Here is a 13,138-nt window from a genome sequence, read left to right on the forward strand (position 1 = left end):
GGTGGTCCTCGATCGGAGGTGGTGGCCCCTGGGACCGCTACAGCAGGCGGTTGCCCGTGCCGCTGTCTTCGAGCGCGGGTGTGTTGTCGGGATTCACGGTATTGTCCCGGCCCTCGAACCTGAGGGCGGAGATCTCGCGCGCGAGCACCATGTTGCGGTCGCCCAGAATGGCGAGCGGGCCGACCACGGTCATGTTCAGGATATTGTCGTCGCCGGCCACCTCGACTTTGCCGACCTCCTCGTTGAGCACGGTGACATGGTTGCCTTCGACCCGGATGCTGGCCGCGCGCGACAGGTTCACCGAGCCATGGGAGCCGGTGATCACGACCTCCCCGCAGTCGCCGTCGAGCACGAGACTGAACCCGTCGCGCGTGATCCGGACATCGCTGCCGGCGCACTGCGCACCGCTGGCAGGATCGGTGAGCGCGGCCGGTGACGCCGCGTTGGCGGAAGCCGGGGAGGCGTTCGCCTGTGCGGCGGTCGGGGCGACATCGCCGCACGCGGCGAGGACGAGCATGGCCGCGGCGGACCAGGGGCGGAGGGACATGGGCTGGATTCTCGTCGGGGCGATCGGTGTTTTTCAGATTTGTCGTGCGAGCGGTTCGGCCAGGCCGGTGTAGTCGGCCGGCGTCATCGCCAGCAGCCGGCGCCGGTCGTCGGCGGGCAGGTCCAGCGATTCGATGAAGCGTCGCATCGACTGCTCGGTGATGCCCTGGCCGCGGGTCAGCGCCTTGAGCTGTTCGTAGGGATTGGGCAGGCCCTGGCGGCGCATCACCGTCTGCACCGCCTCGGCCAGCACTTCCCAGGCCACGTCGAGGTCGGCGGCCAGGCGCTCGGGGTTGGGGCTGAGCTTGTCCAGGCCGCGCAGCAGCGCGTCGAAGCCGATCAGCGCGTGCCCGAACGCGGTGCCGAGCGCGCGCAGCACGGTGGAGTCGGTGAGGTCGCGCTGCCAGCGGCTCACCGGCAGCTTCGCGGCGAAGTGCTCGAACAGCGCGTTGGCGATGCCGAAGTTGCCTTCCGCGTTCTCGAAGTCGATCGGGTTGACCTTGTGCGGCATGGTCGAGCTGCCGACTTCGCCGGCCACCACCGACTGCCGGAAATACCCCAGCGAGATGTAGCCCCAGACGTCGCGGCACAGGTCGATCGCGATGGTGCCGATGCGCTTGTGCGCGTCGCACAGCTCGGCGATGCAGTCGTGCGGTTCGATCTGGGTGGTCCAGGGGTTGAACTCGATGCCGAGCGACTCGACGAAGCGCCGGGCGAACCCCGGCCAGTCGACATCCGGATAGCTGGCGACGTGGGCGTTGTAGTTGCCGACCGCACCGTTGACCTTGCCGGTGATGGAGACCGCGGCCAGCTGCTCGCCCTGGCGCTGCAGGCGCGCGACCACGTTGGCGATCTCCTTGCCGACCGTGGTCGGCGAGGCGCTCTGGCCGTGGGTCCGCGCCAGCATCGGCAGCGCGGCGTGCTCGTGGGCCATGCCGCGCAGCTTGCCGATCAGCGCATCGAGCTTCGGCAGCAGCGCCTCCTGCCGCGCCTGGCCGAGCATCAGCGCATAGGCGAGGTTGTTGATGTCCTCGCTGGTACAGGCGAAATGCACGAACTCCAGCGCCTGCGCCAGCGAGGCCTCGTCCTTCAGCCGTTCCTTGATGAAGTATTCGACCGCCTTGACGTCGTGGTTGGTGGTGCGTTCGATCTCCTTGACCCGCGCGGCGTCGGCCACCGAGAAGTCCTGCCACAACGCCTGAAGTGCCGCCACCTGCGCCTGATCGAAGGCAGGCAGCGTGGCGATCGCCGGTTCCGCGGCCAGCGCGATCAGCCACTCCACCTCGACCCGCACGCGGGCATGGATCAGGCCGTACTCCGAGAAGATCGGGCGCAGCGCGTCGACCTTGGCGGCATAGCGTCCATCGAGCGGGGAGAGGGCGAGCAGGGCGGCGTCTTGCGGAGCGGGAGCGGGCATGGAGGCCTGGCGGACGCGGACGGGGGCCATATTCTAGAGGCTGCGGAGCGTCGGCGGGCACGCCGGTGTGCCCGCGTGGCGCGTGACGCGATACCGGCCGAGCCTCCCTGCCGCGCGCTGCCGCACAGTGGCGGTCACGCGCCCGCATCGCTGCGCCGCTATCCTGCGACGGTTCGCCGGCGCGCCCGCGGGTCTGCGAACCGCCTTTGCGAGAGGAGACGCCAGCGATGGGCAAGTCGAACAAGCCGGCCTCGAACGCCGCCCGCTTCCGGGTCGAACACGACAGCATGGGCGAACTGCAGGTGCCGGCCGACGCCCTGTGGGGCGCGCAGACCCAGCGGGCGGTGCAGAACTTCCCTGTGTCCGGGCAACCGATGCCGCGCGGCTTCATCCGCGCGCTGGGCCTGGTCAAGGCCGCGGCCGCGACCGTCAACGGCGAGCTCGGGCTGCTGCCCGCCGCCACCGCGAAGGCGATCCACGCCGCCGCGATGGAGGTGGCCGCGGGCCGCCACGACGCGCAGTTCCCGGTGGACGTCTACCAGACCGGGTCCGGCACCTCGTCGAACATGAACGCCAACGAGGTGATCGCCAGGCTCGCCTCGCGTGCGAAGAACGCCGTCCACCCGAACGACCACGTCAACCTCGGCCAGAGTTCCAACGACGTGATCCCCACCGCGATCCGCGTATCCGCTCAGCTCGCAGTGGTCGAGGACCTGCTGCCGGCGCTGCGGCACCTGCGCAGGACCATCGATCGCCGCGCGCGCGCCCTGGGCAAGGTGGTCAAGACCGGCCGCACCCACCTGATGGACGCGATGCCGATGACCGTCGCCCAGGAATTCGGCGCCTGGTCGTCGCAGCTGGCCTCGGCGCAGGCGCGGATCGCCGATGCGCTCGGGCGCCTGCGGCGGCTGCCGATCGGCGGCACCGCGATCGGCACCGGGATCAATGCGCATCCGAAGTTCGGGAAGAGGATGGCGCGCGAGCTGTCGAAGCTCGCCGCCACCCCCTTCGTGTCCGCCGACGACAGGTTCGAGGGCATCGCCGCGCAGGACGACGCGGTGGAACTGTCCGGACAGCTCAACGCGCTGGCGGTGGCCCTGATCAAGATCGCCAACGACCTGCGCTGGATGAACTCGGGCCCGCTCGCCGGGCTCGGCGAGATCGAATTGCCGGCGCTGCAGCCCGGCAGTTCGATCATGCCGGGCAAGGTCAACCCGGTGATCCCGGAAGCGGCGGTGATGGTAGGCGCGCAGGTGATCGGCCACCACGCCGCGATCACGGTCGCCGGCCAGAGCGGCAACTTCCAGCTCAACGTCGCGCTGCCGCTGATCGCGGCGAACCTGCTCGATTCGATCGGCTTGCTGTCGCGCGTCACCCGCCTGCTCGCCGACAACGCGATCGCCGGCCTCGAGCTGCGCCGCGACAACATCGTCGCCGCGCTCGACCGCAACCCGATCCTGGTGACGGCGCTGAACCCGGTGATCGGCTACGAGAAGGCCGCCGCGATCGCCAAGCGCGCCTACCGCGAGCAGCGACCGGTGTTCGACGTGGCGCTGGAGGACAGCGGGCTGTCGGCGGATACGCTCAGGACGCTGCTCGATCCGGCCACGCTGACCCGCGGCGGCCTCCATGGCGGTGGAGGTGGAGGCGGCTGAGGCGGCCGGCGCCCGCGGCCGGGGCGCCTCGTGCGCGGGGCGACGCGCCGTCACGGGAGGGGTGCCGGCGCGGCCGCGTGTCCCGAACGATACGGACGGCGAACGTGTGCGCTGCGCCGCAAGCGGAGGGCCTCCGCCCGTGTCGCGCGCTCAGCGTTTGCGGGGAAGCGACACGGTTCCGGCGATCCCGACGTGGTCGACGTCGCCGCTGCCGATCGAGGACACGGTCAGGTCGCCGCCGGCCCGCTCCACCTCGAGGTCGCCCGAACCGATCGACCCCACCGAAACGCTGCCGCCCACGTCGGCGAGCTCGGCATCGCCCGAGCCGATCGAGCGGATCGTCACGCCGCCGATGGCGCGACGCAGGGTGAAGTCACCCGAACCGATCGAGCCGACCTCTACGTCGCCGCGCAGGTTGCCGGCCTCCACGTCGCCCGAGCCGATCGACAGGATGCGCAGTTCACCTGCGTCGTCGACCTTCACGTCTCCCGATCCCACCTTGGCGGTCACCCGTCCCCTGGTGCGCCGGACTTCGACGTCGCCGGATCCGACGTCGGCGCTGACCGCGGAGGCGCCTTCCACCCGGCCATCGCCCGAGCCCACGTCGAGCTGCACCAGCAGGTCGTCGGGCACGTTCGCCTCGAGCGTCATGTAGGCGTAGCGGTTGCCGAGCGTGATGCCGCTCCACTTGCTGTCGTGTTCCAGGCGTACGACCAGCTTCCCGCCGCTGCGCTCCTGGGTCAGCCTGAGCGCGTCGAGGCGGTCCGCCTCCGAGGCGCAGGCGCGACCCCGCACGGCGCCCGTCGGCGACGCCCCCGCGTCGATGCGCAAGGTGTGCGGTCCCACGTGGAACACCACCGCAGTCACGCCGGTGAAGTCGAGGTCGAGACTGCGCGGAGCGGAATGCCGGCACTTGTCGTCGGCGAGCGCGGGCGCGGAAACGGCGGCAAGCAACAGCAGGGCGAGCGTGGCGGGGCGGGTCATGGGAGGTCCTTGCGAGGGGTTGCAGGAACTGGGATGCGCCGGACGCACGAATGGTTGAAGCCGGTGCGTTGTCCCGGGTTCTTGTGGTCAGTCGGTCGGCCATTCGCCCTGGGGGGCGTGCTCGCCGACCAGCATCGCGAGCGCGCCTGCGCAGGTCCGGTGCTTCTCCTCGGGCGTCCCGGAGTCGAGCACGCCGAGGCGCGACGCGACGGTGCGAGTGCGGTAGTCCTGCAGAGTGTCGTCGGGGGCGAGCTCGGCCAGCGTCAGCAGGCGGCCGCGTTCGATCGCGTCCTGGCGTGCGTTGACGAAGCGGAAATACGCGGGCGCCGCGCGCGGCAGGTAATCCGGCTCGTCGGCGGCGCACTTCTCGATCAGCACCGGCATCGCGAACGTGGCGACATAGGCGATGTGGTCCTGGAAGGCACGCTGGCGTCCGGTACCGGGCGCAGACGCTTCCTCGTCCGCGGCGTGGACGGCGGGGGCGAACGCCACCGCTGCTGCGCAGGCGAGCCCCAGGGGCGAGATGCGGCGTTGCTCGCCAGGGCGGGCGCTCATCGGCCCGGGTCCGTGGCGGAGGCCGCATCCGCTGCGGCATCGGCTTCCGCCGCCGCATCGAGACGTTCGTCGGCGCGTTCGGCCCGGGCGTCCGCCTCGCTGTCGTTGCGGTGGCGGTGGTCGCGGCAATCGTCGATATCGTCGGCGTCCATCCGCGCATACGGCGCGAACTCCGGCACCGCGGCGGCGAGCGCCTGCTGCGCCGCCAGCAGCCGTGGAAGCCGGTCGCACAGTTGCATCGCCGCAGCCTCGAGCTGCTCCGCCTCGGCCTCGATCCGCTTTTCCATCTCATCGGTATCGCCGCGCAGCAGGCTGCCGATCGCGTCGCCGGCGGCCTTCATGCCCAGATCCGCACCGCGCACGCCCAGGTCCATGCCGGCCTCGGCGATCTCGATCAGGGCCAGGCGATAGTCGCGCGCCAGCGCGCGGGCATCGTCGTCCATCGCCACAGTCGACCCCGAGACACGCAGTTCGCCCTCGGGCGTGATCTCGGCGGGCGGCAGGTCGCTGGCCTTGTGGCGAATGCGCTTGCCGTTGATGCGCACGTCGTAGTCGCCGTTGAGGCTCATGTCGCCCTCGCGCAGCTCCTTGCGCGCCTCGTCCATGGCCCGGGCGACGGTGCGGCCCAGCGCGGTCGTGGGTGCGGGCGTCGCCTCGGACCCGGGTTCCGGGGCCGGCGGCTCGTCGCGCTGGCAGGAGGCGAGGAGGGGGAGGCAGGCGATCAGTGTGAGGGTGGCGAGGGCTTTCATGGGCGTTGTCCCTTCGGAATCGTGGAGGGGGGTGTCTTTGCCGATCCTGCTAATGCGGTCGCAGCGATGCTGCGCTGTGGCCCCGTGCGGTGGAGAGTTCGGTACCGCGCCTTCGGCGCTTGCGCGGCGCGTCGATGGCGAGACCGCCTGGCTCCGGATCGATCCGGCCCGGCCATCCATGGCCGGCCGTTCGGCCGCGACGCGAAGCGATGCTTCGCAAGCATCGCGGCCTCACCCCTCATCCCGCCAGCGGCGGAGGCGGATGGCGCCGAAGATCATCGCCGCGCCGGCGGCCACGCCGATCCACAGGTTGGCGTTGGCCAGGTTGCGGTATACGCCCACCGGGTTCATCAGGTTACGGGCGGCGCCGGGCACGTCGAAGTCGACCTGTTCCAGGTACTGCAGGTCCATCCAGGTCATCGGGAACACGCTGGTCAGCATGCGCAGCACGACGTGCTTGAAGAACGGCCAGGTCGCGTCGTCCAGCACGCCGAGGAATTCCAGCCAGCCGACGAAGATGCCGGCGAACAGCGGGATCATGATCGCCCACAGGAACGGCTTGCTCCGGGCCCATGCCGAGCACAGCATCAGCCAGCCGATGGTCGGCATCGCCCACAGGGCGTATACCGGGATCGCGGCGATGTATTGCGCGGACAGCACCAGCGGACTGGCCGGGCCCCAGAGCAGCGTCAGCGGATTGCCGCCGTAGAACAGCACCACCACGCTGATCAGCGCGAGGAAGCCGAACAGGGTGGCGATCGCGGCCAGCGTGGCCAGCAGGGGCGCGACGAGCGCGGCACTCGCGACCTTGGACAGCACCGTCGACCCGTCCGACAACGGCAAGGATTTCCAGAACAGCACGCTGCGGTCCTTGCGTTCGTCGTACAGCGCGCCGAGGCAGTAGAAGAACATCACGAACGCCAGCACGACGAACGGCCAGCTCGAGGCGAGGATCAGCGTCATGTCGATGCCGTCGCCAAGCCGCGCGAGGTCCTCGTGACCGAGCTGCGAGGTGAGCATGCCCAGGTCCAGGCCGTTGACCTGGATCTGGGATCCGTCGCCGAGCGAGATCTTGGCGTCGTGGGGGATGTTGCCGCGCGCGGCCACCATCGCCATCACGATGCCCATCGCCGAGAGCAGCAGCGAGATGCCGCCGGCGACCAGCGGCGCCCACAGGAAGCCGCCCTTGTGCTCCCAGAACTCCCGTCGCAGCAGCCAGCGGAAGCGGTGGGTGGGATGGATGTGCCCTGCGCCGGCCGGACGCGGGGCATCGGGCAGGGTGTCGGCGACGGCGTTCATGCGTAGGTTCCTTTCATGGTGGCCACGAACAGGTCGGCGAGTCCCGGGGTTCGGGTTTCGCCATAGCCGGCGAGCGCCGGGGGCGACACGCCGTCGAACAGCATCACGGTCTTGCCGAAGGGCAGCGAACGCTCGTCGATCGGCCCGAGCTGGCGTGCGGCCTCGGCCTGGTCGGCATTGACCAGTACTTCGACGAAGCGGGTACCGACGTCCTCCATCGGCGCGTCCAGCACCATCCTGCCGTCGCGGATGAACATCACGTCGGTGAGGATGTGTTCGATCTCCTCGACCTGGTGGGTGGTGATGACGATGGTCTTCTGCTCGTCGAAGTAATCCTCCAGCAGGCGCTGGTAGAACTGCTTGCGGTAGAGGATGTCCAGCCCCAGGGTGGGTTCGTCGAGCACCAGCAGCTTCGCGTCGATCGCCATCACCAGCGCCAGGTGCAACTGCACGATCATGCCCTTGGACATCTCGCGCACGCGCTGCTTCGGCTTGAGCTGGGTGTTGGCGAGGAAGCGTTCGCACTTGGCGCGATCGAAGCGCGGGTGCACGCCGGCGACGAAGTCGATCGCCTCGCGTACCCGGATCCAGCGCGGCAGCACGGCGACGTCGGCGATGAAGCAGACGTCCTTCATCAGTTCGTCGCGCTGCGTGCGCGGGTCGCGGCCGAGGACGCTGAGCTCCCCCTCGAACGGGATCAGCCCGAGCATCGCCTTGAGCGCGGTGGTCTTGCCGGCGCCGTTGGGCCCGATCAGGCCGACGATGCGGCCGGCATCGATACGGAAGCTGGCGCCGTCGAGCGCGAGCTTGTTCTTGTAGGCCTTGCGCAAGCCGCGCGCGTCGACCACCTGCAGGTTGTCGGCCACCGCGTTCATCGCGCGCCCCCGTTCGCCTGCGCCTTCATCAGGTCCTCCAGCGCCAGGCCCAGGCGCTGGATGCGTTCGAGCACCAGCGGCCATTCCTCCTGCAGGAAGCGCTCGCGTTCGTTGAGCAGGAGTTTCTTCGCGGCTTCTTCGGTGACGTACATGCCAAGGCCCCTTCGTTTTTCGACCAGCGATTCGTCCGCCAGCTCCTGGTACGCGCGCGAGACGGTGATCGGATTGAGTTGGTATTCGGCGGCGACCTGGCGCACCGACGGCAGCGCGTCGCCCGGTTTCAGCACCCCGTCCAGCATCATCGCGATCACGCGTTCCTTCAGCTGGCGGTAGATCGGAGCGCCATCGCTCCACTGGATGTTGGTCATGGCATCAGCTCCGGCCGCCGCGGCCGGTCCCGCCGGCGAACGAGAAGTAGGGCACGGCGATCGCGCTGCGCACGCTGCCGCTGCGCACGCTGCCGCTGCGGCGCGTGCGCGCAGGGGCTTCCTCGGATCCGGCGGCGGCAGCCCCGGTCTCGTCATCGGCGAGCACGGCTTCGGTGGCGACCGCGGCGACGAAGCCGACGGTGGCCGCGATCACGCGCTCCAGCGACTCCGCATCGACCAGCGCCGCCCGGTACCGGGGATCGCGGCCATGAAGGGATGCCGGTGGCGTCCCGGCGACGGGGTCGGCCGTCGCGCCGAGCGCGGCGAGCGGGATGAGCGGGGCGTTGTGCGTCGACGCGGACGCCGCTGCCTGGACCACCGCGCCGGCCCGGCCTGCATCGTCGGGCAGGACGGGTTGCGCGGCCAGCAGGCCCACCGCCAGCGCCATGCCGGTGACCGAGAAAGCCAGTATCGTGTTGCGGAGCTTGCGGTTCATGATGAACGTCCTGCTCTGGTGGATAGGTGTTGTATTCAACTATAACACCAGGACAGGCAGTTGCAAGCGGTTTGCGTGCGAGCGCGACCCAACTGAAGTCATGGTCCTAGCTACCATTCCCTGGCATTGCGGAAAACTTCCATGAAAACAATGACATGCATTGTGGCGGCGGCGCTGCTGGCAGTTTCGGCGACGGTCGCTGCGTCGGGCCTGCTCGACCGCAGCTACCGCCCGCTGACCGGGAAACAGCCGATCGACCTCGCTGCCACCTATGGGGGGCAGGTGCTGCTGATCGTCAATACGGCGAGCAAGTGCGGTTTCACGCCGCAGTTCGAAGGACTGGAAGCGCTGCATTCGCGCTACAAGGATCAGGGGTTTTCGGTGCTCGGCTTTCCGTCGGCCGATTTCAGGGGCCAGGAGTTCGACGACGAGGCCCAGATTCAGGAATTCTGCACCCTCACCTATGGGGTGAAGTTTCCGATGTTCGAGCGCGTCCATGTCATCGGCGACGACGCCACGCCGCTGTACCGCGACCTCTCCAGGATCACCGGGGAAGCGCCCGGCTGGAATTTCCACAAGTACCTGGTCGGTCGCGACGGCAAGGTCATCGCCTCCTGGGGCAGCCGCACGATCCCGGAAGACCCGGCGATCGTCGCCGCGATCGAGCGTGCGCTGAAGACGCCCGCGCCCGGCGCCTGAGGTGCTGAACGCCGCCGGGCCGCCGGGGCGCGCCGCGATTGCCGTCGCGGCTGCGGCTCGCGACAATAGTGCCATTGCGTCGCATGTGCCGGCGCGTGCCGGAGTTGCGTTTCAATGAATCGTTTCGTGCGTGGCATCGCCGCGCTGGGCCTGACTGCGTTGCTCGCAGGCGCCGCGGCGCAGGCCCAGGCGCCGACCTCGCTGGATGGCGAGCGCGAGCGGATCAGCTACCTGATCGGCATGGACGTCGGCCGTTCGCTGGAGGCGGCCGGGCCGGACATCGACTACGCGAGCTTCGAACGCGCGGTCGCGCATGCGCTCGCCGGCGGCGAGCCGCTGATCGCCGAAGCCGACGTCGCCCAGGTCGGGCAGGCGCTGATGCAGCGCATGGCCGTGCGCAGCGGGCGCCAGGTCCCGGGCATGGCTCCGGGCACGCAGCCGCCCCAGGTCGACCGGGTCAAGGTCGGGTTGATGACCGGTCTCAACGTCGGCCGCTCGCTGGCGCCGCTGGCCGACACCATCGAGGTGCCGGTGCTGGTGCAGGCGATGCGCACCGTGATCGAGGGCGGCACGCCGCTGCTGTCCACCGACCAGGCCTCCGAAGTGCGGGCGGCGCTGGAACAACGCTCCAGGCGCGAGGCCGCGCGCAAGGCCGAGGCCAACCGCCAGGCCGGCGCCGAGTTCCTGGCCGGGAACCGGGGCGCCAAGGGCGTGTTCGCCACCGGTTCGGGCCTGCAGTACAGCGTATTGCGGCCCGGCTCGGGTCCGCGGCCGAAGCCGGGCGACCAGGTCCGCGTGCACTACCGCGGGACCCTGCTCGACGGCACCGAGTTCGACAGCTCGATCGCGCGCGGCGAACCGGCCGAGTTCGGACTCAACCAGGTCATCGCCGGCTGGACCGAGGGGCTGACCCTGATGCCGGTCGGCAGCAAGTACCGGTTCTGGATCCCCGGCGAGCTCGCCTACGGCCAGGCCGGCAGCCCGCCGCTCATCGGTCCGAACGCCACCCTGGTGTTCGAGGTCGAGCTGCTCGGCATCCTCTGAAGAATCCCGCGCCGGCGCGCTTGCGCCGGCCTCGTCCCCCTGCTTTTCGTGTTCCGTCTGGAGTTTCCGATGAAAGTTTCGATGCGTTCCACCTCCCTGGCCGTGCTCGGCGTTGCGCTGTCGGTCGCGCTGCTGGCCTGCAAGCCGCTGGACAAGGAGACCGGCAAGCCGGTCGACGGCAGTGGCGACGACAAGCCCGCGGTCGCGGCGAAGGGCGGCCTGAAGACGGAGAAGGAGCAGGTCAGCTACGTGATCGGCATGCAGATCGGCGACAGCCTGAAGACGGCCAAGGACGAGGTCGACCTGGACACGCTGTTCAAGGCGGTCAGGGCCACGATCGACGGCAAGGATCCGCTGCTGACCCAGGAAGAGGCGATGCAGGTCATGCAGGACTTCAGCATGCGCATGCAAGCCCGGCAGATGGCCGAGATCCAGGAGTCGGGCAGGAAGAACGCGGAGGAGGGCGAGAAGTTCCTCGCCGAGAACGCCGGCAAGCCCGACGTGCAGACGACCGCGTCCGGCCTGCAGTACCAGGCGCTGACCGAAGGCTCGGGCGCGAAGCCGAAGGCCGGCGACACCGTGCGCGTGCACTACAAGGGCACCCTGCTCGACGGCGAGACCTTCGACGATTCCTATGCGCGCGGCGAGCCGGTGGAGTTCGCGCTGGCGCAGGTCGTGCCCGGCTGGCAGGAAGGCCTGCAGCTGATGCCGGTGGGCAGCAAGTACAGGCTGTGGATTCCGGGCAAGCTGGGCTATGGCGAGCAGGGCACCCCGGGCGGTCCGATCGGCCCGAACGCCACGCTGGTGTTCGAGGTGGAACTGCTCGACATCGTCAACGCGGCCGAATAAGCGCGAAGGAGACCGCAGGGAATGCATGTCGCCATCTTCGGCACCGGATACGTCGGCCTCGTCAGCGGCACCTGCCTGGCGGAAGTCGGGCACGAAGTGGTCTGCGTGGACATCGACCAAGCCAAGATCGACGGTCTGGACAGGGGCGTGATCCCGATCTACGAGCCCGGCCTGGAACCGATGGTCAAGGCCAACCACGCGGCCGGGCGCCTGAAGTTCACCACCGACGCGGCCTCGGCCGTGGCGTCGGCGGAGATCGTGTTCATCGCCGTCGGCACGCCGCCGGACGAGGACGGCAGCGCCGACCTCCAGTACGTGCTGGCGGTGGCGCGTACGATCGGGCGCCACCTGCGGGCACCGGCGATCGTCGTCGACAAGTCGACGGTGCCGGTGGGGACCGCCGAGAAGGTGCGTGCGGCGATCGCGGCCGAGCTGGCCGCGCGCGGCGTGGACATCCGCTTCGACGTGGTGTCCAACCCGGAGTTCCTGAAGGAAGGCGCAGCGGTCGAGGACTGCATGCGTCCGGACCGGATCGTACTGGGCAGTTCCGAACCGGCCTCGATCGAGAAGCTGCGCAGGTTGTACGCGCCTTTCAACCGCAACCACGACCGCATCGTGGCGATGGACGTGCGCTCGGCCGAACTGACCAAGTACGCCGCCAATGCGATGCTCGCGACCAAGATCAGCTTCATGAACGAGATCGCGAACATCGCCGAACAGGTCGGCGCCGACATCGAGCAGGTGCGCCGCGGCATCGGTTCGGACCCGCGCATCGGCTGGCATTTCATCTACCCCGGTGCGGGATACGGCGGCTCCTGCTTCCCGAAGGACGTGCAGGCGCTGTCGCGCACCGCCGCGCAGCACGGACACGAGCCGCTCCTGCTCAATGCGGTGGAGGCGGTGAACGACCGCCAGAAGGGACACCTGTTCGAACTGTTCGTGCGCCACTACGGCGCCGCCGAGGCGCTACGCGGCAAGACGGTCGCGCTGTGGGGGCTGGCGTTCAAGCCGAACACCGACGACATGCGCGAGGCTTCGAGCCGGCGCCTGCTGCGGCAATTGTGGGACGCGGGCGTGCGCGTGCGCGCGTTCGATCCCGAGGCGCGCGAGGAAGCGCGCCGCATCTTCGGCGAGCGTGAGGACTTCGTGCTCTGCGGTACCGCCGAGGAGGCCTTGCAGGGTGCCGACGCGCTGGCCGTCGTCACCGAGTGGAAGCAGTTCCGCAGCGCCCATTTCGCCTTCCTGAAACAGAGCCTGCGCGACGCGGTCGTGTTCGACGGCCGCAACCTGTACGAGCCGTCGGAGATCGAGGCCGCCGGTCTCGCCTACTGGGCGATCGGCCGTGGCCGGTCGATCCGCCAGGATCAGGCCTGATGGACGACGCGCTCGAGCAACGCCTGGTCGAACTGGAGACCCGCCTGGCGTTCCAGGAGCAGGTGATTTCCGAATTGAACGACGCCCTGACCGCGATGCGGCTGGAGTCGGCCGGGAACGCCGAGCTGTTGAGGCGCATGCTCGAGGACCTGAAGCTGACGCGGAGCGACGGTCCCGGCGATGCCGCGCTCGAACCGCCGCCGCCCCATTACTGATCCCAGCCATTGC

The 13,138-nt window shown here is 69.5% G+C and carries 15 protein-coding genes; 6 read left to right on the forward strand and 9 right to left on the reverse strand.

Annotated features, from left to right (window positions below):
- Positions 1-37: 37 nt before the first annotated feature.
- Together JMO03_RS11595 and purB are read right to left on the reverse strand one after the other, a co-directional pair.
- A complete protein-coding gene (locus JMO03_RS11595) occupies positions 38-547 on the reverse strand; it encodes a DUF3060 domain-containing protein (protein ID WP_202843483.1) in 510 nt (169 codons plus the stop codon).
- 33 nt (positions 548-580) lie between these two features.
- Positions 581-1,963 (reverse strand): adenylosuccinate lyase, encoded by a 1,383-nt coding sequence (gene purB / locus JMO03_RS11600; protein ID WP_238346109.1) that lies wholly within the window; start codon positions 1,961-1,963, stop codon positions 581-583.
- Between the two features lie 227 nt (positions 1,964-2,190).
- Here purB and JMO03_RS11605 point away from each other — a divergent pair, with 227 nt between their 5' ends.
- The gene (locus tag JMO03_RS11605; protein WP_202843487.1) at positions 2,191-3,618 is read left to right on the forward strand and encodes a class II fumarate hydratase; all 1,428 of its coding nucleotides are present in this window, start codon (positions 2,191-2,193) and stop codon (positions 3,616-3,618) included.
- 150 nt (positions 3,619-3,768) lie between these two features.
- Here the strand turns inward: JMO03_RS11605 and JMO03_RS11610 are convergent, their stop codons facing one another.
- The 7 genes from JMO03_RS11610 to JMO03_RS11640 form a co-directional block, all read right to left on the reverse strand.
- Positions 3,769-4,602 (reverse strand): DUF4097 family beta strand repeat-containing protein, encoded by an 834-nt coding sequence (locus JMO03_RS11610; RefSeq protein ID WP_202843489.1) that lies wholly within the window; start codon positions 4,600-4,602, stop codon positions 3,769-3,771.
- Between the two features lie 87 nt (positions 4,603-4,689).
- A complete protein-coding gene (locus tag JMO03_RS11615; protein WP_202843491.1) occupies positions 4,690-5,157 on the reverse strand; it encodes a hypothetical protein in 468 nt (155 codons plus the stop codon).
- The gene (locus tag JMO03_RS11620; RefSeq protein WP_202843493.1) at positions 5,154-5,906 is read right to left on the reverse strand and encodes a YggN family protein; all 753 of its coding nucleotides are present in this window, start codon (positions 5,904-5,906) and stop codon (positions 5,154-5,156) included. The genes JMO03_RS11615 and JMO03_RS11620 overlap by 4 nt, the downstream gene beginning before the upstream one ends.
- A 231-nt stretch (positions 5,907-6,137) precedes the next feature.
- A complete protein-coding gene (locus JMO03_RS11625; protein WP_238346110.1) occupies positions 6,138-7,205 on the reverse strand; it encodes a hypothetical protein in 1,068 nt (355 codons plus the stop codon).
- Complete coding sequence (locus JMO03_RS11630) at positions 7,202-8,080, reverse strand: ABC transporter ATP-binding protein (protein ID WP_202843494.1); 879 nt, start codon at positions 8,078-8,080, stop codon at positions 7,202-7,204. The genes JMO03_RS11625 and JMO03_RS11630 overlap by 4 nt, the downstream gene beginning before the upstream one ends.
- A complete protein-coding gene (locus JMO03_RS11635) occupies positions 8,077-8,448 on the reverse strand; it encodes a GntR family transcriptional regulator (RefSeq protein ID WP_202843495.1) in 372 nt (123 codons plus the stop codon). The genes JMO03_RS11630 and JMO03_RS11635 overlap by 4 nt, the downstream gene beginning before the upstream one ends.
- Before the next feature lie 4 nt (positions 8,449-8,452).
- Positions 8,453-8,944 (reverse strand): hypothetical protein, encoded by a 492-nt coding sequence (locus JMO03_RS11640; protein ID WP_202843496.1) that lies wholly within the window; start codon positions 8,942-8,944, stop codon positions 8,453-8,455.
- Between the two features lie 141 nt (positions 8,945-9,085).
- Between JMO03_RS11640 and JMO03_RS11645 the strand changes: the two genes are divergently transcribed.
- From JMO03_RS11645 to JMO03_RS11665, 5 genes are all read left to right on the forward strand, one after another.
- Positions 9,086-9,643, forward strand: a complete 558-nt coding sequence (locus JMO03_RS11645) for a glutathione peroxidase (protein WP_202843497.1) — start codon at positions 9,086-9,088, stop codon at positions 9,641-9,643.
- 114 nt (positions 9,644-9,757) lie between these two features.
- Complete coding sequence (locus tag JMO03_RS11650) at positions 9,758-10,687, forward strand: FKBP-type peptidyl-prolyl cis-trans isomerase (protein WP_202843499.1); 930 nt, start codon at positions 9,758-9,760, stop codon at positions 10,685-10,687.
- A gap of 81 nt (positions 10,688-10,768) precedes the next feature.
- A complete protein-coding gene (locus JMO03_RS11655) occupies positions 10,769-11,536 on the forward strand; it encodes an FKBP-type peptidyl-prolyl cis-trans isomerase (protein WP_238346119.1) in 768 nt (255 codons plus the stop codon).
- A gap of 21 nt (positions 11,537-11,557) precedes the next feature.
- A complete protein-coding gene (locus tag JMO03_RS11660) occupies positions 11,558-12,910 on the forward strand; it encodes a UDP-glucose dehydrogenase family protein (protein ID WP_202843503.1) in 1,353 nt (450 codons plus the stop codon).
- Positions 12,910-13,125 (forward strand): SlyX family protein, encoded by a 216-nt coding sequence (locus JMO03_RS11665; RefSeq protein WP_202843504.1) that lies wholly within the window; start codon positions 12,910-12,912, stop codon positions 13,123-13,125. The genes JMO03_RS11660 and JMO03_RS11665 overlap by 1 nt, the downstream gene beginning before the upstream one ends.
- Positions 13,126-13,138: the final 13 nt, after the last annotated feature.

The sequence above is a fragment of the Luteimonas saliphila genome, from assembly GCF_016774335.1.
GTDB lineage: Bacteria > Pseudomonadota > Gammaproteobacteria > Xanthomonadales > Xanthomonadaceae > Luteimonas > Luteimonas saliphila.

Excerpts from the sequence above, each read along its gene's own strand:
- JMO03_RS11635 (WP_202843495.1), bottom strand. The coding sequence starts at position 8,448 with ATGACCAACATCCAGTGGAGCGATGGCGCTCCGATCTACCGCCAGCTG.
- JMO03_RS11655 (WP_238346119.1), top strand. The coding sequence starts at position 10,769 with ATGCGTTCCACCTCCCTGGCCGTGCTCGGCGTTGCGCTGTCGGTCGCG.
- JMO03_RS11620 (WP_202843493.1), bottom strand. The coding sequence starts at position 5,906 with ATGAAAGCCCTCGCCACCCTCACACTGATCGCCTGCCTCCCCCTCCTC.
- JMO03_RS11645 (WP_202843497.1), top strand. The coding sequence starts at position 9,086 with ATGAAAACAATGACATGCATTGTGGCGGCGGCGCTGCTGGCAGTTTCG.
- JMO03_RS11640 (WP_202843496.1), bottom strand. The coding sequence starts at position 8,944 with ATGAACCGCAAGCTCCGCAACACGATACTGGCTTTCTCGGTCACCGGC.
- JMO03_RS11650 (WP_202843499.1), top strand. The coding sequence starts at position 9,758 with ATGAATCGTTTCGTGCGTGGCATCGCCGCGCTGGGCCTGACTGCGTTG.
- JMO03_RS11610 (WP_202843489.1), bottom strand. The coding sequence starts at position 4,602 with ATGACCCGCCCCGCCACGCTCGCCCTGCTGTTGCTTGCCGCCGTTTCC.
- purB (WP_238346109.1), bottom strand. The coding sequence starts at position 1,963 with ATGCCCGCTCCCGCTCCGCAAGACGCCGCCCTGCTCGCCCTCTCCCCG.
- JMO03_RS11630 (WP_202843494.1), bottom strand. The coding sequence starts at position 8,080 with ATGAACGCGGTGGCCGACAACCTGCAGGTGGTCGACGCGCGCGGCTTG.
- JMO03_RS11660 (WP_202843503.1), top strand. The coding sequence starts at position 11,558 with ATGCATGTCGCCATCTTCGGCACCGGATACGTCGGCCTCGTCAGCGGC.
- JMO03_RS11615 (WP_202843491.1), bottom strand. The coding sequence starts at position 5,157 with ATGAGCGCCCGCCCTGGCGAGCAACGCCGCATCTCGCCCCTGGGGCTC.
- JMO03_RS11605 (WP_202843487.1), top strand. The coding sequence starts at position 2,191 with ATGGGCAAGTCGAACAAGCCGGCCTCGAACGCCGCCCGCTTCCGGGTC.
- JMO03_RS11625 (WP_238346110.1), bottom strand. The coding sequence starts at position 7,205 with ATGAACGCCGTCGCCGACACCCTGCCCGATGCCCCGCGTCCGGCCGGC.
- JMO03_RS11665 (WP_202843504.1), top strand. The coding sequence starts at position 12,910 with ATGGACGACGCGCTCGAGCAACGCCTGGTCGAACTGGAGACCCGCCTG.
- JMO03_RS11595 (WP_202843483.1), bottom strand. The coding sequence starts at position 547 with ATGTCCCTCCGCCCCTGGTCCGCCGCGGCCATGCTCGTCCTCGCCGCG.